Genomic DNA, 21,104 nt, shown 5'->3' on the forward strand with positions numbered 1-21,104 from the left:
ACCTGTCCGGACAGAACACCTAGGCGGGTCAATCTTGGTTCCGACGTACTGGCTCAGGGCGGCGTGGGCGACGATGGCGTCGCGGACCTTGTCGGGCCAGTACAGCGGGAACCCGCCGGCAGCGCTGGCCTCGTTGATGTAGCTGATGACCATGATCGCGTTGTGCTGTGCGGCGATGACGCAGTCGTAGTCCTCGCTCGTGAACCGGTCGATGGGCTGGCTGTCGCAGACCTGGCAGTCGCAGTCGGGGGCGGCGCGGGAGGCGTACCACTGGTCCTGCATGTCGAGGCTGCGCCGGAACCGCAGCAGGTCGTCGATGAGGACGTTTGCGCCCCTCTTGGTCCGCGACGCGAACGGTGGCCTGCCCGGGACGCCGCCGCGGCGCTTGCTGGCGATCACGCCGACCGACGCGGCGAGCGCGCCGTGGGCCATGGCATCGAGACCGGCGAGGTCGGTCTTGTGGAACATGGGCGGGTTCTCCATTGCGGCGAGCTCGTGCGCACCGTCGAGAACACCCTTGTGCGACATCGGGTCGCTGTTCGAGTCGCACAGCGTGATCGCGACCGGGTGCGTGCTTCGCTTAACCGCGGCCATCACTGTCTTCAGGGCGGGTCCGACGAGCCACTTGGGGGCTAGTGGCAGCACGACGACGAAGTCGTCGCGCTTCAGCTTGTTGGTCTCGGTAATCACGGCGCGCAGCGCGGACCGGTCGCCGGCCTGGATGTGCCCGGTCGGCGTCATGGCGATCGAGGCGCCGGCGTCGATCTGGGACTGGATGCGCTCGACCAGGGTGGCGCGAGGCAGCGAGAAGAGGGAGTCTTCGGGCTCGCCTTCTTGTGGGAACGGGTCGTCGGCCGTCGCCGTGAACCGGTCGTTCTCGGGCGGGTCGAACACGAGGAACAGGTCGGGGTGGCTGGCCCTGATGCGTCGCATCGTGGCGACGGCGTCGGCGCCGCACACAACCAGGCCGGTCGTGTCGAGCGAACTGGCCTCGGTCTTGATCAGCTCGGGGTACTTGTACTGCTCCTGGCTGCCGGCTGCTACCAGGACCCGGCCGCTGATGCTGGTGCGGGCGAGCCCCGGGGCCGCCTGCCGGGTGGCGGGGGTGCGGCCGGATCCCGATGACGGGACGGTCTGTGGAGTGTTGGTCTCGGTGGTCATCGGCTGCCCTTGCAGTAGACGTTGGTGAACTCGTTGACGGTCATGAGTGCCCGGTCGGCGAGCTGCGGAATGAGCTCGCCCTCCTGGAGGTGCTGGTGGACGGCCTGGTCGACCAGGGTTGGCAGCTCCTCGTGGAGAGGGACGGGCTCGTTGGTTCGGTACCCGGCCGTGGACAGTGCGATGTTCAGCTGCTTGTAGTCGTGGTCGGTGATGGCGTCGACGTCGCGGGCCTTGCGGATGATGGCGGCCATCGACGCGCCCCAGCGGGGTTTCAGGTGGACGAGTTTGGGCAGGTCGAGCTTCGTCAGCTCGGAGCGGATCGAGTTCGACGGCATCAGGAGCTCGCTGGCGAACCGGTCGGCTTCGGCCTCCTGGTCGCTCCTGGGGAGCTCGTGCATGACGGCGTGCCCGTACTCGTGGGCGAGGGTGAACCGCCGACGGTCGGCCGGAGTGCGGGAGTTCAGCATGAAGACGGGCCGGTGACCGGCGGGCCAGCTCCCGATCGCGTCGATGCGGGCGGCGCCGAGGTCGGCGACGATGACGACCGCTCCGGTGCTCTCGACGGCGGCGACGAGGTCGTCGATGGGGCCGTCTCCGAGGCCCATCGCGTCGCGGACGTCGAGCGCGATCGTCTCTGGGCTGTCCCAGTCGTCGTCGGAGGGCGGGGTGCGCGGCACCGTCACCTCACCGTCCCTCAGGGGCAGAAGTGCCTCCACCTGCATGCGTCGCAAGTCAAGGTTGGCGCGGATCCGGTTGGCGTCGGAGACGGGGAGACTGTTGCGCTTGCGGTGGAACGCACACGCGGAGAGCACTCCTCCCGTTGGCTCGCAGGTTGTCAGCCGGGCCAGTGGCACGTCGAGGTGCTCCGCGAAGACGGCCAGACGTTCGTCGTCGAGCGTGACGATGCCCGTCTCGACCTTAGAAAGCACTGCCTGCGAGATGCCGGCCCGTTTTGCCAGCTCGGTCTGCGTCAGCCCGCGCGCGACTCGAACCAGCTGGATCATCTCCCCAGTGGATTTCGAATCGCGCAGAACCTCGGTCACGGCGCAACTCTAACATCCATCGCAACCTCGGTGATGCAAAAATATTTCCGCATGTCGCACGACCAGCGGTAAGGGGGCGACGGCGTGTGCCGGCTCGGCTCCTCAGGGGGGCGGCGGACGCGGTCGACCCAGTCGTGCCGGCCAGGTCAACGATGGCCAGGTTGACGATGGCCGCGAGGGAGTTTGCTTGTGTTCGGGTGGGGTGACCACCAAGTCTGGCGGCCATGCCCTTGCAGAGCGGAGATCAGCGGCGGGGCGTGCCGGGCCGCGGCGGCCGGGGCCGGGCTGTGTCTTGGCGGTCACTCGCCTCCGTGCGCGAGAGGGGCGGGGGGCCGCTGGTCGCTTCGCCGGTGATGATGGGGAGGCGAAGGCGGGAGACGATCCGGTAGCGAAGGTCGCGGGCCGGGCTGTCGCCCAGGGGAGCTTCGGCGACCAGGGCTCGCGTGGCGGCACCGACGTCGTGCCCTTGCTCGTGTGCCTGCTGCAGCATCGCCGCGGTGGCGGGCCAGTCGCACTGCTCCACCAGTCGCGGGTCGACCTCGCGGGCCAGCGGAGCCCAGCGTTCCGCCGGCGACTTCGCGGCCGCGGCCTCGAGGCGGGCGCGGACCTCGCTGCTGCTGTTCAGCTCGGCCTGGGCGGCCTTACGGGGGTCGGCGTCCCACGCCTTGACGGCGTCGCCCAGGTCCCGCCGCGACTGCAGTTCGGAGAGCAGCAGTCGGGCGCGCACCTGGTTGGTGCCCGGCGCCCAGGCGCGGCTGGGCCGGGCGGCAAGGACCCGCATCGCGGCCACGCGGGCCTGCTCGGGCGCGAGGTTGTCGAGCCGCTCGGAGAGCAGCTGGTCACCCAGCGTCTGGCCGCTGGCCAGCGCCGCAGCGAGGGCCGCGGGGCCGCGGTGGGCGAGCAGGTCGGCCGGGTCCAGACCCTCGGGGAAGCGGGCGTAGCCGGGGTCGAGACCGTGCGGGGTGAGCATCCAGAAGTCGCGCTCGGCCGCGACCTGGCCGGCGAGGTCGGCGTCGGTGGCGACGATCGGGTCGCGGCCGATTCCGCCGAGCTGGGAGGCCTGGTCGTCGGTCAGTGACGTGCCGAGCGGGGCCACGCCGAGGTAGCGGCCGGCGCTGGCCAGCGTGACCGCGATCGCGTCCATGGGGCCCTCGACGATGACCGGGACGGCGCCCTCGGCGAGGAGCTCGTCGACGACGCCGTACAGCTGAGCGCCCTTGTGGAACAGCGGGGTGTCGGCGGTGTTCAGGTACTTCGGGCCGCCCTTGTCCGCGTCGGTGAGGTCAGGTCGGCGTCGGCCGACGAACCCGAGCACCTCACCGTTGTGGACCACCGGGAACATCACCCGGTCCCGGAACCGGTCGATCAGTCGGCCGGTGCTGGCGGTGGTGGCGACCCCGGTGGCCACCATCTCGGCGTCGCTGACGCCACGGTGGCGCAGGTGGTCGACCAGGTTGGTCCACCCGGCCGGCGCCTGCCCGGGACGGAAGTGCTCGTGCCCGGCGAGGTCGATCCCGAACCGGCCGGTGAGGTAGTCGCGACCCCACGAGTCGGTGAACCGGGACTCGAAGAAGGTCTGCGTGATCTCGCTTATCTCGAGCATGCGCGCGCGGGTGACCGGGCTGGCCGCTGCCTCCTGCTCCCACTCGTAGACGCGGCGAAGGTAGGCGTCGGTGGGCTCCATCGGAGTGGCGTTGTCGCGGCTCAGCTCAGCGAGGAGCAGCTGCCATACGATGTCCTGCTCCTCGTCGGCGACGGGCTCGGCCGAGACGTCGGTGTCGCTGACCTGGGCGACAGCGTCGATGACCTGGTCCGGCTCGGGCTGGTCGACCAGGTGGTCGACGTCGGTCTCGAGGTCGTGCGGGAGCGGCCATTCGATGTCGTCGGGGTGGTCGACCAACGTGGCCGGGTCGGGCTCGACGCCGTCCCACATGTCCACCGGCGGCTCGTCGAAGTGGTCGTCGTGCTCGTGCTCTTCGGGGATCGGTTCGAGCGCGATCGAGGTTCGCCACACCAGCACCTGGCACTCGTCGACGTCGTCGGAGGGCAGGGCGGCCCCGGCCGACAGAAGGGCTTCGAGCTGCCATCCGCGCTGCAGTCCGTGGTCGACGTTGGAGATCAGCGCGGGCCACCAGGCGCTCGCCTGAATGCGGGCGGCCCGCTCCTCGCCAAGCAGTTCGGGCAACTGCGCTGCCCAGGTGGTGGTGACCCCCTCGCCGTGAGAGCCGTGCCCGACCTGGGCGGCCACGGCGGGCGAGAGGTGGCGTGCCATGCGCCACCACAGCGCCGCCGCGGCGTGCTCGTCGGGCAGCTGGCCGGCTCCGGCGGCGGTGCGGAGCAGCTGGTGGGCCTGAACGCCGGCGCGCGACATGGCCGCGAGCCGTTCGGCAAGGAGCGGGGTGAACTCGTCGCCGCGGACCTGCGGGGCCAGCGAGCAGAGCAGTTGGCGCCATTCCGTGAGCGCCGGGGTGTGGTCGCCGGTGATGCGCCGGTTGAGCCGTCGCTGGTAGGTGGAGGAGGCCTTCTGTAGCTGCGGCGCGCCGGTCGGGCGACGGTCGTCGACGGGGACCTGCATGGCCGCTCGCCAGACCTCGACGTCGGCCACCGTGTCGGTGTCGGGTCGGATCCCGTTCTGCGCCCAAGTCGGCAGCGACGTCTGTGCCGCGGCCCGGCCGCGGACCTCGTCAGCGAGCTGGTCGACCAGGTGCGCGCGCTGGTCGAGGTAGGCACCCCAGCGCGGATCGTCGGCCAGTCGCTCCGGTACGCCGGGCATCCAGGGCAGTGGACTTGGAATTGCGGCGTTGCCTGTGCTGCGGAGTCCGGAGGCGTCCAGCCGCCAGTCGAGCACCGCGGCGCGGTCCTCGGCCGAGACCAGTTCTCGGTCGATCGCGGCCGTGCGCAGCGCCTCCACGGGGTTCTCACCCGCGGCGCCAAGCAGCAGCATATGGGCGCGCAGCGTGGGCCAGGCAGCCTCATCGGCCAGGCCGGGGAGCAGCTGGTCGACGGTGCTGTCCAGGGCCTCGACGACATCGGGACCGACGACGTTCTCGGCGGCGACGTAGAGGCTGTCGAGGTAGCGCTGGGCTGCCTCACCGAGCCGGGTGGCGGGGTCGGCCTGCTCGCGCATGAGGCTGGTCGCGGACCGCTGTGCGTCGTCGCGGGCCAGCATCGACTCGAGGATGTCGGTGGGGGTGAGCGGACGGACCAGGGTCGGGTGGATCACCGAGTGCGGGTCGCCGTCCCCCACGACCTCGAGGTAGACGTGGTTGCCGCTCTTGCCGCGGGTGAGCATCGTGTAGAGCTGCTGGCGCGACTCGGTGCCGGTGGCCAGGCCGTGCATGGTGTCGGCGGTGACGCCCTGGGCGGTGTGCACGGTGCAGGCGTAGCCGAGTTCGGTGGAGGTCTCGACGTACTCACGGGGGAGGCGGACGGTGCGGCCGTGCTGGGTGTGCTGCACGGTCAGGTCGCCGCTCTCGTGGAGGCCGAGGACGGTCCACCGGTCGCCGTTCTTGACCCAGTCGGTGGCCGAGGTGCGCAGCTTGCGGTCGTTGGTGCGGGTGATGATCAGCTCGCCGATGCTGGCCTCGTTGCCGTCGGCCAGGCGCCGGGCCGGGCCGACGCTGGCGGGGTCGGCCCCCTCGAGTCGGTGGGCGCGGGCCTGCTGGTTGAGCTCGCTGACCAGCTCGCGGGTCGGGGCGAGCATGATCGCGTCCAGCCCCGCGGCACGGTCGGCCTGCCAGGCCGCGAACACGTCCTCGGTCATCGTGGCCAGGTCGCCTACGTGCACCCGGTCGCGGTCGAGGTAGAAGCCCAGAGCCTCGCCCTTGCCCTCGCGCAGCGCCAGCGAGGCGGCGCCTTCGGCCGGGTCGGTGAACCGGACGAGCTCGGTCAGCTGCAGCGCGCCGTGGGTGGCGCGGATGTCGCGCAGCACGCCGCCGGCGCCGATCGCGGCGAGCTGCTGGTCGTCGCCGACCAGGCGGACGCTGCCGCCGCGCTCTAGGACGTGCTGCACGGCGATGTCGAGGGAGAGCGTGTCGGCCATGCCGGCCTCGTCGATCACCACGAGCGTCTGGGGGCCGATGCCGGCGACCCAGTCGGGGGCATCGCCGGTGATCAGGGAGTGGGTGAGTTTGGCGAGGGTGTCGGTCTGGGTGTCGATCTGGGAGCCCATCGAGACCCTCAGCGCGTCCGCGGCTGCGGCTGAGGGGGCGAGGCCGATCATGCTGCCACCGCCGTCGGTCCAGGCCTGGGCGAGCGCCCGCATCGCGGTGGTCTTGCCCGATCCGGCGGGCGCGATGGCCAGCTGCAGCCGGGCGCCGGAGGTGGCCATCTCCTTGACCAAAGTGGCCTGGCCGGCGTTGAGGGTGACCCCGTTGGCTTCGGACTCCAGGAGCGCCAGGGCGACGTTCTGCTCGTCGACCGCGTAGCCGTCGCGGCGGCCGGCGGCCTCCACCAGGCGCTCTTCGGCGGCCAGGACCTTGCTCGAGGTGAACAGGTGGACGCCGCCGACGGTGTAGACCGAGGCGCCGTCCAGCTTGCGCAGCTCGGGCGGCTCGGAGATCTCGTCGAAGGGGCGAGTGATGCTGACCGATCGGCCGTCGAGAACCTCGCTGACCAGCAGGCCGACGACGGTGTTGACCTGGTCGGTTGGCACATTGGCGGCACGCACCTGGCGCTGGGCCTCGGCGTAGACGTGCCAGTACTGCCAGGTGGCGCGGCCGCCTTCCATCGTCGTCACGATGCGGTCGCTGGACTTGGCGAACCACTCCGCGTCGGCGACCGGGGCGGTCCCGGCGGCGGTCGGGTTGAGTGCGCCGTGGAGCATTTGCTGCAGGCCTCGCGGTGAGCCGAGGACCTCGACCGCCTCGCGGTTCCAGGCCTCCCGCTGCTCGTCGAGGGAGCGGGGCTCGTGCTTGGCCTCGCGGGTTTCCAGCGTGGCCCGCTGGGCCAGCTGCAGCGTCTCGATCGGTGTCGGCGGGCGGCCGTGGGATGCCTGGAACTCGGCGGCCAGCACCTTGCGGCGGGCCTCGACGCTGACTCGGCGCTTGGAGAAGCGGTGGTTGAGGTCGGGGTCGACGCCGACGATCTCGCGCACCGGCCGCTTCCGGGCGTCGGGATTCGGGCGCTCCGCGAACCGCACCCCCAGCGCATCGCCCAGGTGCCGCTCGAGGGCGGTGTTGTAGGTCTCCGAGGCAGAGACCTTGGCCTTGTAGAGCAGCCGGCCGTCGATCGCCAGCCACTTCCCGTCGAGGGTTTGGACCTTGTTCGCGACCGCGACGTGGGTGTGCAGATCGGGGTCGCCGGCGCGGGAGTCGCGGTGGGTGAACGCGGTGGCGATCAGGCCGCGGACGTTGACCTGGCGGATCCCGTTGGTGCCCTGGCGGGTGAACAGCGCCTTGGTCTCGATGAAGAGCAGTGCGTCCTTGATCGCCGCCTGGTGGGCGCGCTCGATGACCGCGGCGGTCTTGGGGTCGGCCAGTGCCCACAGCGTGGAGACGCTCTTCACCGGCGAGAAGGTGAGGTCGTATCCGGCCACGGCGTTGGTCTTGGGCCGGGAGTGCTTGGCGATCGTGGCGGCGAGTTCGCGCGCGTCGGCAGGCTCGCGGCCGTGCTCGGCCCGGAAGAAGCCACGCCCGATCTCGGTGCGGATCCGCGCCCGCTCCGGGGCTGGGACCGGCCAGTCGCCCGGCAGTCCGGCGGCCTCGTTGACGGCCGCGAGGCGTTTGGCGACCTCGACCCGGAAGGCGCTGACGTCGTTCTCGTAGACCTTGTACGGGGTGCCGAGACGAGCGGCAGCCTTGTAGTCGGCATCGGTCGGGCTCGCGACGTCTGCGCGACCGACCCGCAGGTCCAGCTCCATGGTGCGTGCGGTGGCCAGCGGGTGGTTCCCGGCGCCGAACAGGTTCTGCATGTGGTCGGCGGTGACGGTGTCGCCGGCGTCGAGGCCCTCGATGCCCTCCATGCCGGATCCGACCCACACGCCGGGGGTCTCGCCCTTCTCGGTGTAGTAGCTCGCGAGCCCGGTGTGACCCTTGTCGGTGGCGTCCATCGCTGCGACCTGGCGGGTCAGGTAGTCGTACCCCGACCCGGCCGTCAGCTTGTGGAGGCTCATCGTCACGGGCACCTACGTCCGATCGGGGCCTCGGAACGATCAGTTTCGCCGCGAAGTTTCGTCTGTTCTTTCTATTCGGAGAACCGGGAATGCACTAGGTGTGTGGCACTTGGTCGGTCGAGGAAATCTGGGGGGACGCTGAGGGCTGTCGGTGACGGCTGGGGCGTCGGGTTCGGATCGGGTGGGCTGAACGGGTCGAGGGAGCGGGTTTGAAGGTTTCTGCGGTTCTGTGATCGCTCGGGGTCCGGGAAATGTCGTAGGTGACTGTCAGAGTCCATGTCGACACGAGTGAGGACCGGATGAGTCAGCAGACGATCAAGCAGCAGGCACGGCGTACGGCGCGGGAGATGGCCGAGAAGCGGCGGCGCGAGCGCGAGGAGCGGGAGCGTCGGGTGATCGACCTGGCCGAGCGGGTCATGGTCGCGATCGGTGAGCGCGACGCGGCGGTGGCCGAGACCGAGAAGCGCGCGGGTGAGGCGCTCCGGGAGTTGACCGAGCGCGAGGGCCTGTCGCTGGGCGAGGCCGTCGAGTGGTGCGGCGAGACGATCACCGCGCGCGAGGCGACGCGGCTACGGCGGCTCGCCAGTGAGTCGCTGGCGAGCGACGACGGCGAGCAGGACAGCGACCGTGACGGCGCGCAGGGCGGCGACGGTGCGGCGCTGGCGACCGCTGGGGGTGGGGGAGCGGGTGCCGGTTCGTCGGCTGGATGACGCCGGCCTCGCGGCGGTCGCGGCCGCGATCACCGATCCGGCTGTGCTCGCGCGGTACCGGGCGAAGGTCGCCACGGTGCCGGGGAGCGAGTGCCTGTGGTGGACTGGCGCGGTTGCCGGTCGGTCCGATCGTGAGCGCACGGACGGCGGCGGGCATGGCCGGTTCTGGTACGCGCCAGGGCGGGTGATCATCGCGCACCGGTTCGCGTTCGCGGTGATGAACGGGGTGGACGCGCTCGCGGAGGCGCGGCTGCTCGGGCATCGGTGTCACAACCCGCTGTGTCAGCGGATCGCACCGGATCACGTCGTGGTGTCGAGCGCGACGCAGAACCGCCGGGAGTGGTCGGTGCAGCGGCGGTTGCCGTACAGCCCGCTGGCCGATCCGCGTGGGCCGCGACACCGGGCGCGGGAACTGCGCGACCTGGCGCGCGAGGACCCGCAGCTGGTGGCCGACGACCTCGCGCGGCTCCAGGAGCTGCTGGGCGAGCAACTGACGCTCTGGTGAGGTTGGGCCGACGCAGAAGGCCGCCCGCAGCGGACAGCGCTACGGGCGGCCTTCTGACTGGGCGGTCAGACGCGCTCGCCGTCGAGGAGGCGACCGAGCGTCTCCCACAGGTCGAGGTAGCCGTCAGCGTCCTCGGGCGACTGCTCGCCCCACTTGGCGTGAAGATCGCGGATGCGGTCGAGTCGGTCGAGGCGGTCGGGGAGCGCGTCACGGGCGGCGGCGATGAACTCGACGTCGGCGGCATGGCCGGTGGTCTTGAGGCCGAGCCGGTGGTCGTGCCCGGTGTAGTGGGCCACCACGATGGTGTCGGGCAGCAGGGCGTCGGCGGTGGTGGCGCGGATCTTGTCACCGTCCGGAGTCCAGGGGCCGGGGGTGGCGCGTGTCTCCAGAGCGCGCAGGGCGTCCTGGCTCATGCGGGCTGGTCCTCCCGGGCGGCGAGGTCGAGCCGCCCGGATGCGGCGGTCGCCACGGCGGTGATCCGGGCGGCCAGCGCCCGCAACTCGGCGGGCGTGCCCTGAATCGCCACCACGTCGTCACCGGCGAGGGTGAGGACCGGCTGACGATGCTCACCGGCACCAACCCAGTCCTCGCCGGGGGTGAACACCTGGACGCTGGTCTCCCGAGCGGCCAGCCACTCGATGTGGGCGCTCATGGGGTCACCTCGGCGGGTGCGGTGCCGATGATGCGGCGGAAGGCCTCCACGTCGGCCTCGAGGGAGAATAGTCGGCGCCGGTGCTTGTCGTTCTCGGCGGCGACCTCGCCCAGGACTTCCGCGAGCCCGTGGAGGAAGGCCACGACGGCATCGGCGTCGACGGCATCGCCCATGGCGACCCACGGCTTGGGTACCCGCTCGGTGGCGGCGTAGGGCATCGCGGACATGGCGGCTCGGATGCGGCGCTGGTCGTGCTCGCTGATCACCGTCGTGGTTGAAGCTGCGTCGTTGGTCATGACTGCTCCTGTTCGGTGGTGCGGTGGGTGTGCTCGGCGTGCAGGGCGTCCAGCGCCGTGGCGACGCTGGACAGGGCCGCGTCGAGGTGGGCGCGGGCGGTCTCGGGGGTCCAGCGGCGTACGTCGCGCAGCCGGTGCTCGATGACGATCAGGTCGCAGGCGACCTCGCTGAGCGTGTGCCGGTCCTTGGCGGCGCTGGCCTCGACGTCGGCGGGCGTGGCGGTCGGCTGGCTCATCGCAGGACGTCCTCGACTGCGCGGCGCTTGGCCTCGTCGAGCGTGCGGGTGTTGATCGCCCAGTGCTGCCCGTAGCCGCCGTCGATGTCGGCGTAGAACCCCGGGGCGAGGTAGGTCGCGTGGTCGCCGGGCGTGATCCGGATCAGGTACGTGCGCCCGTGCGCGTGGACGCTGGCGGCGTGCGCGGTCCAGCGACCCGGCCAGCGGTCGTCGGCGTCCACGGTGTACCACTCCACCGGCGTGCTGTCGGGCGTCGTCGGGGCGGCGCTGGCGTGGGTGGTCGTGTCGGTCATGGCTCCTCCTTCGGTCGGGCCGGTGGCGGGCCGGACTCGGGGTCTCAGCCCGCCACCGGAGGAACTGGCGGAACGGTCAGGCGGGGGCGAGCGCGGTCCAGGCGCGGCGCTTGATCCGGTCGGGGTCGTCGCTGGTGAGCACCCGCGTGGCGCGGGCGGTGTGCTCGTCACCCTTGGTGCGGACCGGGGCGTAGTGGTCGACGTACTCAGCCACGGCCTGGTAGCCGGCCCACGCGGTGTCGCGGATGCCGGCCTGGGTCTCGGCGTCGGCGAACAGCCAGTGCAGTCGGGAGCGGCGACGGCGCTCGGTCTCGCGGACTCGCTTGGTGGCGTTGCCCTCGGCCTTGCCGAACGTGGCGTCGATCAGGGCGTCGAACGCGGCGTCGGTCATGGTCTGCTGGATCAGCCGCTCGGCCTCGACCTGGAACGCGTCGACGTAGGTGAAGGTCAGCCCGAGCGCGTCGCGGGCGGCCTGCACGGCGGCCTTGGCGTTGCGGGTGTGCCGGATCGAGAACGACGACTCGTGGTTGCGCAGGGCCGCGCTCTGAGTGTTCGCGCAGACGACGCGGACGGGGGTGACGAGGATGCGGAACGCGCTGGTGCCGTCGTGGCTGTTGAGCGCGGCGATGTTGAGGTCGACGCGGTCGGTACCGCCGACTGTGAGCGAGTTCGGCAGCTGCATGGTGATGAACACCTGCCGCCCGCCGCGCAGTGACCCGGCGGTGTCGAAGATCGCGCCCGACTCGTCGGCCAGCAGGTTCAGGAACTCGGCGTGGTCCTCGTTCTGCAGCGGGGTGTAGCCGCCGCCTACGACGCCGAGCGCCTCGGGTGCTCCGGTGAACGGGTTGGTGCGCACCGTGGCGAAGCCGGGGACCTCGATCGGGGTGACGCCGCCCTCGCTGACCTCGGCGGTGGTGAGCGGCAACTTGCGGACGTCCCAGCCGCCCAGGTGGCCGAGCCTCATGGCTTCCTCGGCGGTGAACGCGCGGTCGCGGACGGTGATGCCCAGGCGGTGCCAGGCGTCCTTGCGGGCGAAGACGGCTGCGGCCTGCGTGCCGTGGGTCTCGATCTCGTGTGACATGTCGGGGTCCTCCCGGGTAGCGGATCAAACGAACTGCGTTCAATCTATGGTTTCTATTCCACTAAGGGCGGTTCTCCACAGGAAGAACCGCCCTCAGGTGGGGGAGGGGAGCCGATCAGGCGGCGCTGTCGCTGGCCTCGTCGGCGTCGTCGCCGCTGTCGTCCTCGGTGCTCGGCTGCGGCTCCTCGCCGAGCAGGATCCGCTCGACCTCGCTGGGCTGGTAGCCCCACTCCACGAGCGCGCCGAGCACGCGGGCGTCCCACGCGCTCGGGTTGCGCCACGAGTGCTTGCCGGTCGTGGCCTCCCAAGCGGCGACCACGGCGGCGAGCGTGGTCATGGTCGCGGCCTTCGGCGTGCTCGCCTTGGTCGCGATCTTGTGGCACTCCTCGTACCCCGCGCCGTAGTAGCCGGTCGGGACGTCGATCCCGAGCAGCGTGAAGAGCATCGGGTGTCGGTGGTCCATGGCCTTGCTCAGCGAGTGGTGGCCGGTCACGACGGCCTCGCAGATCAGGGCCTCCGCTCCCTTCGGAGCGGTCGTGCGGGCCACGAACGTGGCCAGCCACTCGCGGCGCACCGTCTCCGCGCTCGACCAGGCCTTGTTGTTGGCGATCACGCGGCGGCGCTCCTCGCGGCGGGCCTCGGCCTCCTCCTCGCTCTCGCCGCCCTCGTCCGCGCTGGCGGTGCTGCCGGACCCGCCGCCGCGACGACGCAGGCCGGACGCGGCGAGGTCGGTGACGACCCACACCGGCACGTACTGCTGGTAGGGCTCGCCGGGCTCGTCGTCCTCGCGCTCCTCGTCGCTGTCGTCCTCGTGCTCCTCGTCGTACTCGTCCTCGGGGTAGACCCACTCCTTGACGACCTGGACGCGAGCGCCGGGAACGTTGGGCCACTCCTCCTCGGGCAGCGACTCGCCGTCCTCGGTGACCAGCCGCTCGATGCGCAGCACCTCGTCGGCCTCCGCGACCTCCTCGGCGCTCAGCACCGGCAGACCCTCGGAGCGCAGTCGCTCGACCTCGGCGGCGTCGGCCTCGCGCTCGGCGGCCTCGTCGCGCAGCCGCTGGGCCTCGTGCGCGAGCGAGCGACGCCACCGCTTGGCATTCTCCAGGCGCTCGACGGCCTCGGGGTCGTGCTCGAACTCGGCGAAGATCGCGGCCTCCTCCAACGTCAGGTCACCGGAATCGAGCCGGTTGCGGCTCTGGTCGGCCTTGGTGACCACCAGGGCGGCGTTCACGGTCGGGCGGTCGATGCTGGTGCGCTTGGCGATCTGCGCGGCACTCACGCCAAGCAGGGCCAGCTGCTCCACGCCCGCGACGATCTCAGCCTCGCGCATCCCGGCGCGGTGGATGTTCTCCACCATCTGGTCCCCGATCCGGTCGGCGTCGGCGGGCTGGGGGACGACGCGGGCAGGGATCAACCCGGTGGGGGTGCCGACCTCGGCGGCGGTGACGGTCCGGCGCTGTCCGCGCAGCAGGACGTACTGGCCGTCCTCGTTGCGGTAGACCGTGACGGCCTCCAGCACGCCGCGCTCCTTGATCGACTTGCGGAACTCCTTGTGGTCGGCGCGCAGGTCGGTCCGGACGTTCGTGCCGATGATGATCGCGGCCGGGTCGAGGTACAGGAACTCCTCAGCCTGAACGGCCTCGGAGGCGTCGTCGGCGGCGGTGTCGGCGGGGGTCTGGATGGTGTCGGTCATGCGGCCGTCCTCCATGTGTAGAATAGAAAGAACTGACAGAACAAAGTCTCCCAGTGGGGGCCGACGCCTACCGGGCCACAGGGCGGACCTGTGGAAAGGTGGGCACCCGTCGAGGGTGGGGAAAACCCGGCCTCACGGGGCGCGCGGACTCCGCTGCGGCGGCGCGGCGCAGCTGCACCTCGTAGCTGGCTGGAACGGAAGGAATCGGGCGAGGGTGGGAACGGCTGCGCAGGGCCCCGACCGGGAATGCAGCGGCGTTGGTGTTAGCCGCTGCAGCTCGACGCCGGCGGAGGAGACCAGGGGAGTGATCAGGTGACGAGCCAAACCACGATCCCGGTCGGGATCTATTGGAAACCCGGCGTGTGGGACCTCGCACGATCGGCCTACCTCGCAGACCTGGACACCGACGCCGACTCACCCGGCTCGTTCGTCGGCTGGCTCGCCCAGGCGCTCGAGCTCCACGCCCGGCGATCACCACAGCAGCGGGCCGAGCTCGCGGCCGCGGGCGAGAAGCATCCCGCCCTGGTCAGCGTGACCCGCAAGAGCTTCAACAAGAAGCACGACCTGCCCGCCTCGACCATCGAGGCGGTCGAAGACGCGCTCGTGGCCGACCGTCAGGAGCTCGGCCGGATGCTCGCCCGTTCGGCGTTCGCCCAGGAGGCAGTGATCGTCGCCGCCGAGGAGGCCCGCCGGCGCCTGGGCCGCGAGCTGCCGCCGCCACCGCAGAAGCTCAGCAACCGACCGCCGCGGCGCCAGCCTGCCCGGTAGCCGGCGAGGACGACGCCGGCAGTTGGGTCGGCACCTGGTCCTAGCGTGCCTCCCCGCACCCCGATCCGGTACCCGAGAGCCGGTCGGGGCGCTTCTGCGTGCCCTGGGTGATCTCCCGCCGCGCCGCCAGCCGGGTTCGAGCGGTGGAAACGACTTCGGCCGATGTGATCGCTGCCGGGCCTGGATGACACCTAGGTGACTGCGGGACCGATCAACGTCTGGCAGTCACCTAGGAGGAAGCCATGTCCACCACCGTCACCTTCGCCGGCAACCTGGCCGAGGCACCGGAGCTGCACCACACCCGCGAGAACAACAAGCCGTTCGTCACCTGCCGCGTCCTGGTCAACCGCCGGATCCAGAACGACCAGGGGGAGTGGGTCAGCGACGAGCCCACCGCCCACAACGTCAAGATCTTCGGCTCGGCCGCCACCCACGTACACGACAGCTGCGGATCCGGTGACCCGATCTTCGTCCACGGCCTCGAGCGCACCGAGAGCTGGCCGGACAAGGAGACCGGCGAGAAGCGCAGTAAGGACGTCGTGGTCGTCGACAACCGCTTCGGCGAGGTCGGCATCTCGCTCAAGTACGTGTCCGCGCGCATGGACCGCGCCCCGCACGCGGCCCAGGCCAGCTGAGGAGGTTCGCTCCGATGGATCTCGTCGTTCAGTCCCCGGACGAGCTGCTCGCCGCAGTGCCGCACGTCCTCGGCTTCAAGCCCGAGGAGTCGATCGTCCTGGTGCCCTTCCGGCCCGGGCTGCCGATCACCCGCGTTGACCTGCCCCGGACCGCCGCCGATCGCGAGCAGGTCTGGGACGCACTCAGCGGCCCGTACGGCCGCCACGCCCAGCCCGGTGCCCGCCTCGCCATCATCTGCATCACCGAGGACCGCCGCAGCGCCGAGCTGGCCAGCCAGCACCTGTCCAACCGGCTCCAGGACGTCGGCATCACCACCCACATCAGGCTGTGGTCCGACGGCGAGCGCTGGCGCGAGTTCAACACCGGCCAGACCGGGCTGCAGACCCTGTCGACCGCTGAGCGGATCGCGGCCGCGACCGTGCTCACCGGCGCCGCCCAGCCGGCCGCCAGCCGCGAGTCCCTGGCCGCCTCCATGGTCGGCGACCGCGAGCCCATCGCCCAGCTCCTCCCCGCGGCTCGAGCGGCGGCCGCGGCCAGCACACCCGCTGCGGAGCGGGACTGGGCCCTGGACCGGCTCGAGCAGTTCCACGCCGACGGCCACCGGCTCTCCGACGTCGACGGTGCGCGGATGCTCGTGGCCCAGGAGACGATCAGCACGCGGGACGCGCTGTGGGAGGACATGAGTCGGGAGAACTCCACCTCCCACATGGCCATCTGGACCGACCTCACCCGCCGCGGTCCGGACGAGGTCCGCGCGGCGCCGGCCTCCATGCTCGGCTTCGCCAGCTGGCTGCACGGCGACGGCGCCAAGGCCTGGTGCGCGCTCGACCAGGTGCCCGTCGACCGGCCCTACTCCATGGCCGCCATCGTCGCCTCGGCCTTGCAGAACGGCATCCACCCCCGCGAGTGGGAGCGATACCAGACCCAGATGCGCGACATCGCCGCCGACCTGGACGAGTCCTTCGTCCCCAAGCCACCCGGCCAGCAGCGCGACATTCCGGGCACGCAGCCCGTCACCGACCGCCCGGCCCCGGGCCGCTGAGGAGGACCGCGATGAACCACGACGACGACACCCCGGTGCAGCACAGTGCGACCGAGCGACAGCTGCGACGCCTGGTCGTGCCCGAGCCCGCGGCCTACGCCTCCGACAAGCGCCTTGACGTCATCCACGAACCCGACCTCGACCTGCTGTGGGGAGGCCAGGAATGAGCACCCCTCGCACCGACGTCGACGAATGGGTGCTCGCGAGCGCGGCGGAGGTCGCCCGGAATGTTGCACGCCACGGCGTGCCCATCACGTGGTCGGAGGCAGCGGAACGGCTGCGACGCACCGTCGAACTGTTGTCCGGGCTGGGTTTCGTCGTCGACGACGGTGGCACGTTCACTCCGTTGCCCCAGCAGGAAGTTCCCCGGTGGCAGGAGACCGGGTTCGCAGAGTCTGTCGCCTGCGCTGCCGTTCACTACGCAGGCCAGCCCTACTACCCGGAGAACCCCCAGAGTTCGCGAGTCGAGCTCGCGGTTCCCTGGGACACCGCAACTGCGCTGGTGCATCTGCTCAGCGCACTCTTGGTTGCGCGGCTCACCGGCCCCACTCCCAGCTGCAACGAGGAACAAGTTGAAGCGGCGCAGCTGCTGAACAGGCTCAGCGCCGACGTGGCCTTCGAGTTCTCGCGTGACGACGACGCACTCCTGGGCGACGAGGAGAAGGTGGGGGAGCGCGTCTACCTCCTGATGCGATCCTGCGATGTCTGGCAGGCACTGGACCTCCTGGGCAACGGGAGGGAAGCGCTCCGGCTCGCCGGCGTAACGGACATGGAGATCTTGGACCTCACCCTTTGGGAGGCCAGCTGCTGGCTGTTTGGACCCTACGAGCAGGCGTCATGAGCACCCCGCACGCCGACGTCGACGACGCCGACAGGCTGGCCCGCGTCAAGCTGAGCAGTGCCATCGAGCCCGGCGACCTGCGCGTCACCGGCCTGGTCAGCGAGCTCGGCGCCGTCAAGGTCCTGGACTACCTCGAGGCCGCCGGCGAGGTAGAGAACCACTGGGGCTTCACCATCGGCCACGAGCTCGCCCACGTCGATCCCGGCAAGGTCCTCGAGCAGGCCGACGGTCGGGGCATCCGGTTCGTCATCCCCGGCGATGCCGAATGGCCCGACCGCCTCGCGGGCCTGCGTGGCGCCGGCGCACTGCACGATCGCGGCGGCGAACCAGTCGGGCTGTGGGTCAGGGGAGCCGGCGACTTGACCCGGCTCGCAGCTAACGCGGTGGCCGTGGTTGGGTCGCGCGCCGCGACAAGCTACGGCACACACCAGGCGACGGAGCTGAGCCGGGACCTCGCGACCATGGGCCACACCGTCGTCAGCGGACTCGCGTACGGCGTGGACCAGGCAGCGCACCGCGGCGCCCTCCTCGCCGGCGGCCCGACCATCGCCGTCATGCCCTGCGGGGTCGACCGGCCCTACCCGGCCGCGCACGCCCAGCTACTCGAGGCGATCGCCGACCGCGGCCTGGTCGTCGCCGAGGCGCCACCGGGCGCCGCGCCCACCCGCGCCCGGTTCCTCGCCCGAAACAGGATTGTCGCCGGCCTGACCGAAGGCACCGTGGTCGTCGAGGGCGCCATCCGCAGCGGCACCCTCAGCATGGCCCGGTGGGCCGAGGCCCTGCACCGGCCCGTCATGGGCGTCCCAGGGCCCGTCACCAGCGCCGCCTCGGTCGGTGTAAACCAGCTGATCCGGCTCGGCCAGGCCAGCATGGTCACCACCGCCCAGGAGGTCATCACCGACCTCACAACCCACGCCTACTCGGCGGCGAGGGATCAGCTCGACGAGTCCTTCGTCCCCGGGCCGGTGCGCTCGCCGCAGGGCCAGGCCCCGAGCTCGATCGCGCCGGCCTCCGCGCCTCGACGATGACCCCAACCGCACCCCTGTGGATAACCCGATGTCGCCTGGCGTCCACGCCTACGCTGCTGAACTGACAAGGAGGCAACACCGATGATCAACCTGACCGGCCCGCCGTCCGCGCCGGCCGTCCGCGTCGACTGGATCTGGACCGTGAGCGTTGAGCGCGTCCTGGAGGGTCCGCCGGACCTGCTCAGCTGGGCGAGCTGACCAGCTGCTTGTGACAAGCGAAATGCGGCTCCGCCGCGACGTCGACGCGCTCTGCCCCACGCCGCGGCACCGCGACGTGCCCGGCAGCCTCCAGGCCGCCCGGGCGCACTGCCGCGAGCAGCTCGAGGAGGCCGGATGGACCGCGGAGGAGCGGGTCTTCCGCCCGCGGCCGGCGCTGCGGCTCTCTGACGCCGGGCACCCGGTCTCGCCCCTGGCCATGCGCTGGATGTCCGACCTCGAGGGCGTCAACCTGCTCGCGACTCCACCCGGCCATCCTGGCCACCAGGCCGGCGACGTCCTGCTCATGGCACACCTCGACACCGTCCGCTGCAGTACCGGCGCCGACGACAACGCCTCGGGCGTCGCCGTGACACTCGAGGTCGCTCGTCAGTTGCGAGGGCGCGACCACCGCGTGGTGATCGCGCTCGTCGACCTCGAGGAGCTGTGGCACCTCGGATCCCGCGAACTCGCGCGGACGCTTCCTCACCCGGGCCTGGTGGTGTGCCTCGACGCGGTGATAGGTCCTTGAAGCTGATGTCGCCACGAGTTGCGTCGTGCCAGGAGCCTGCGAGGACCTTCTGCTCCTCCAGCTCGCTCTGCGGCACGTCGGCTCGAGAACGACCCCGCCGATCATTCCGACATCCGAGTCGCGGTAGCAGCCTGTGAGGGCCGTGCCGCGCCCACTTACGTTCCATGCCACGTAGCTTCCATCTCGTCCGGGTCGGTGGTTGCTTGTCCGCCATTTGTCCGCAAACCTCGCCGGGACACGCCGGGCAATTCTCGACGTGGACGTCGTTTCTGAGGGCGTCTTCGCACGACCTCTGGGTGGTGGTCTCCAAGACGTTCATCGCTCGCCAGAGAGCGGTCCGAGACACCGCTGACAACTGCCCGTTGCTCGGACCGGTCGTCTCGGTGCGGAAGCGCGAGGCGAGGATCGTGCGGGGGGCGAACGATGCCGCAGACTCTTCCGCGGGCTGGGATCGTGAACCAGCACTGAACCTAGCGGCCGGCTTCGTTCAGGGGAGGGGAGCAGGCGCCATTCCTTCGCGGTGATCCCTCAGCCGGTGAGCATTGCCTTGACCTTGCCGAGCACGGTTCGCGGCCGAGGCATGCGGGCCGTGCTGTGCTCTACGAGGTTGCGCCGTCGCGCTTCGAGCTCGAGACGATGGCCAACTCGAACTGCTGGTTCATCGAAGCCGCTGGCCAGCCCGGCCGCGACGGCCATGGCGGCCCAGTCGTTGCGCGCGGTCGTGCGGACAGCGTGAGCAACTCCTTCGGTGGGCGGATTCTCTGCAAGCTCATCGATGACCTTCCGCACGCCCCAGTAGATCCAGGTGGCGTGCTGCCATGCCTCAATCACGGCCTCCTCACGGTCCTCGGGTTCGTCGGCGAGGCCCCGTTCCAGGGATGCCACCAAGCGGGTGTGCCATCGAAGCAGAAGAGCGTTCACGAGGTCTTCGATCCCGTCGAAGAAGGTGTCGATGCCGTCGATGTCGGTGGGGATCTGCCCGTCCTTGCGGATAAGGATCTCCTCGATCACTTCGTGGAGGACACCGGCGCGACTCGGCTTCGGTTCGTTCCTCATGAGCTGCTCCTTTGCAGAAGGTTTGGGGATGTGCGCCTGCGCTACTGCACGGACAGCGAGGCGTAGCCGCGGATCGGGCCGGAGCGGAGTCGGACCGCTGAGTCGAGGTCGACGTCCCAGTCACGATGGCGGGCTAGGAGTGCCTGCAGAGCGATGCGTGCCTCGAGGCGGGCCAGGGCTGCGCCGAGGCAGAAGTGGATGCCGCGTCCGAACGCGACCTGTCGTTCGGGCGCGCGGTGGATGTCGAAGTGGTCGGCGTCGGGGAAGGCGTGGTCGTCGCGGTTGGCCGAACCGAAGAGCATCAGCACGGTGTCGCCGGCCTTCATGCTTTGCCCGTGCAGATCCACTTGCCGGGTCAGGGTGCGCGCAAGGCCTTGGACTGGTGAGTCGTAACGGAGCAACTCCTCGACTGCGGCCGGTAAGAGATCTGGGTTGTCTGCCAGTTGCTGTCGGCTCTCGGGGTGCTGGGCGAGTATGACGGCGCTGTTGGAGAGCAGGTTGGTGGTGGTTTCGTGCCCGGCGACGAGCAGCAGCAGGCAGAAGCCGAGGAGCTCGTCGTCGCTGAGGTGTTGGCCGTCGACTTCGGCGTGGACGAGTGCGGTCATGAGGTCGTCTCTGGGGTGCGCGCGTCGTTCGGTGAGGAACGCCGAGAAGTACTCATAAAGCGCGGCGGCGGCGTCCAGGCCGGGGCCGAACTCGCCTCGTGTGGGGTTGGACTGGATGAGTGTGGTGGACCAGGTCCGGAACTGGTCGCGGTCTTCGCGCGGGACGCCGAGCATGTCGGCGATGACGATGGCCGGGAGGGGCCCGGCGAACCCTGAGACGATGTCCCAGGTGCCATCACCGGGAGCTTGGTCGAGGAGGTCGTCGACGATGGTGTGGATGTGCGTCTCGAGCTCGGCGATGCGGCGCGGGGTGAAGGCCTTGCTGACGAGGTGACGCAGCTGGGTGTGGCGGGGTGGGTCGCTCATGATGAGCATGGGCAGGAACAGGTCGGTCATGTCCACGCCGGGCGGGGTGGGGAAGATCCCGGACGCCGAGGAGTACGTCGTCGGATCGGCGAGGGCGGTGGTGACGTCGTCGTAGCGGCTGAGCACCCAACAGCTCGCCTGCGAGGACCAGTACACAGGAGCGTTGTCGCGCAGCTCGCGGTAGACGGGGTAGGGGTCCGCGATCACCTTTGGGTCGAACGGGCTGTAGGTGAGCTGCTGGTTGCTCATGGGA

At 70.7% G+C, this 21,104-nt stretch carries 21 protein-coding genes; 9 read left to right on the plus strand and 12 right to left on the minus strand.

The features are described from left to right. The 3 genes from CF8_RS08325 to mobF form a co-directional block, all read right to left on the minus strand. Positions 1-1,161, minus strand: a 1,161-nt coding sequence (locus CF8_RS08325) for a hypothetical protein (protein ID WP_036490576.1), incomplete at its 3' end; no start/stop codon positions are given. After that, positions 1,158-2,204 carry a helix-turn-helix domain-containing protein gene (locus CF8_RS08330; protein ID WP_198016975.1) on the minus strand — a complete coding sequence of 349 codons (1,047 nt, stop codon included), beginning with the start codon at positions 2,202-2,204 and terminating at the stop codon, positions 1,158-1,160. The genes CF8_RS08330 and CF8_RS08325, both read right to left, overlap by 4 nt. 244 nt (positions 2,205-2,448) lie before the next feature. Continuing rightward, the gene (gene mobF, locus CF8_RS08335) at positions 2,449-8,316 is read right to left on the minus strand and encodes a MobF family relaxase (protein ID WP_036490578.1); all 5,868 of its coding nucleotides are present in this window, start codon (positions 8,314-8,316) and stop codon (positions 2,449-2,451) included. Positions 8,317-8,615: 299 nt separating this feature from the next. On the opposite strand from mobF, the gene CF8_RS08340 reads away from it, so the two are divergent. Beyond that, entirely contained in the window at positions 8,616-9,026 is a 411-nt protein-coding gene (locus tag CF8_RS08340) for a hypothetical protein (protein WP_010832685.1), read from the plus strand. Next, on the plus strand, positions 9,004-9,531 hold the full coding sequence (locus tag CF8_RS08345; RefSeq protein WP_084623054.1) for a hypothetical protein: 528 nt from the start codon (positions 9,004-9,006) through the stop codon (positions 9,529-9,531). Before CF8_RS08340 ends, CF8_RS08345 begins: the two co-directional genes overlap by 23 nt. Positions 9,532-9,596: 65 nt before the next feature. Here the strand turns inward: CF8_RS08345 and CF8_RS08350 are convergent, their stop codons facing one another. From CF8_RS08350 to CF8_RS08380, 7 genes are all read right to left on the minus strand, one after another. Continuing rightward, positions 9,597-9,944, minus strand: a complete 348-nt coding sequence (locus CF8_RS08350) for a hypothetical protein (protein WP_010832687.1) — start codon at positions 9,942-9,944, stop codon at positions 9,597-9,599. Next, positions 9,941-10,183, minus strand: coding sequence for a hypothetical protein (locus CF8_RS08355; protein ID WP_010832688.1), 243 nt, complete (start codon positions 10,181-10,183; stop codon positions 9,941-9,943). The genes CF8_RS08350 and CF8_RS08355 overlap by 4 nt, the downstream gene beginning before the upstream one ends. Further along, positions 10,180-10,479: a hypothetical protein gene (locus CF8_RS08360; protein ID WP_010832689.1), complete on the minus strand. Its 300-nt coding sequence runs from the start codon at positions 10,477-10,479 to the stop codon at positions 10,180-10,182. Before CF8_RS08360 ends, CF8_RS08355 begins: the two co-directional genes overlap by 4 nt. Further along, the gene (locus tag CF8_RS08365; RefSeq protein WP_010832690.1) at positions 10,476-10,715 is read right to left on the minus strand and encodes a hypothetical protein; all 240 of its coding nucleotides are present in this window, start codon (positions 10,713-10,715) and stop codon (positions 10,476-10,478) included. Before CF8_RS08365 ends, CF8_RS08360 begins: the two co-directional genes overlap by 4 nt. Beyond that, a complete protein-coding gene (locus CF8_RS08370) occupies positions 10,712-11,008 on the minus strand; it encodes a hypothetical protein (protein WP_010832691.1) in 297 nt (98 codons plus the stop codon). The genes CF8_RS08365 and CF8_RS08370 overlap by 4 nt, the downstream gene beginning before the upstream one ends. A gap of 76 nt (positions 11,009-11,084) precedes the next feature. Next, positions 11,085-12,089 carry a DUF932 domain-containing protein gene (locus CF8_RS08375; protein WP_010832692.1) on the minus strand — a complete coding sequence of 335 codons (1,005 nt, stop codon included), beginning with the start codon at positions 12,087-12,089 and terminating at the stop codon, positions 11,085-11,087. Positions 12,090-12,204: 115 nt separating this feature from the next. Further along, complete coding sequence (locus tag CF8_RS08380) at positions 12,205-13,782, minus strand: ParB/RepB/Spo0J family partition protein (RefSeq protein WP_036490580.1); 1,578 nt, start codon at positions 13,780-13,782, stop codon at positions 12,205-12,207. Positions 13,783-14,094: 312 nt separating this feature from the next. Between CF8_RS08380 and CF8_RS08385 the strand changes: the two genes are divergently transcribed. From CF8_RS08385 to CF8_RS23035, 7 genes are all read left to right on the plus strand, one after another. Continuing rightward, positions 14,095-14,550, plus strand: coding sequence for a hypothetical protein (locus CF8_RS08385; protein WP_084622825.1), 456 nt, complete (start codon positions 14,095-14,097; stop codon positions 14,548-14,550). A 242-nt stretch (positions 14,551-14,792) separates the two neighbouring features. Then, entirely contained in the window at positions 14,793-15,185 is a 393-nt protein-coding gene (locus CF8_RS20855; protein ID WP_010832695.1) for a single-stranded DNA-binding protein, read from the plus strand. Between the two features lie 14 nt (positions 15,186-15,199). Next, positions 15,200-16,228, plus strand: coding sequence for a DUF4192 domain-containing protein (locus CF8_RS08395; protein WP_010832696.1), 1,029 nt, complete (start codon positions 15,200-15,202; stop codon positions 16,226-16,228). A gap of 11 nt (positions 16,229-16,239) precedes the next feature. Then, positions 16,240-16,395 (plus strand): hypothetical protein, encoded by a 156-nt coding sequence (locus tag CF8_RS22470; RefSeq protein ID WP_198016976.1) that lies wholly within the window; start codon positions 16,240-16,242, stop codon positions 16,393-16,395. Further along, on the plus strand, positions 16,392-17,069 hold the full coding sequence (locus CF8_RS20860) for a hypothetical protein (RefSeq protein WP_010832697.1): 678 nt from the start codon (positions 16,392-16,394) through the stop codon (positions 17,067-17,069). Before CF8_RS22470 ends, CF8_RS20860 begins: the two co-directional genes overlap by 4 nt. Further along, a complete protein-coding gene (dprA, locus tag CF8_RS08400; protein WP_010832698.1) occupies positions 17,066-18,097 on the plus strand; it encodes a DNA-processing protein DprA in 1,032 nt (343 codons plus the stop codon). Before CF8_RS20860 ends, dprA begins: the two co-directional genes overlap by 4 nt. Positions 18,098-18,305: 208 nt before the next feature. Next, complete coding sequence (locus CF8_RS23035) at positions 18,306-18,824, plus strand: M28 family metallopeptidase (RefSeq protein WP_232211597.1); 519 nt, start codon at positions 18,306-18,308, stop codon at positions 18,822-18,824. Positions 18,825-19,352: 528 nt separating this feature from the next. Here the strand turns inward: CF8_RS23035 and CF8_RS20865 are convergent. Next, positions 19,353-19,880 (minus strand): hypothetical protein, encoded by a 528-nt coding sequence (locus CF8_RS20865; protein WP_051204159.1) that lies wholly within the window; start codon positions 19,878-19,880, stop codon positions 19,353-19,355. 41 nt (positions 19,881-19,921) lie between these two features. Then, positions 19,922-21,100 (minus strand): cytochrome P450, encoded by a 1,179-nt coding sequence (locus CF8_RS08415; RefSeq protein ID WP_010832701.1) that lies wholly within the window; start codon positions 21,098-21,100, stop codon positions 19,922-19,924. Positions 21,101-21,104 lie beyond the last annotated feature (4 nt).

Source organism: Nocardioides sp. CF8, from assembly GCF_000389985.1.
Classification (GTDB): Bacteria; Actinomycetota; Actinomycetes; order Propionibacteriales; family Nocardioidaceae; genus Nocardioides; species Nocardioides allogilvus.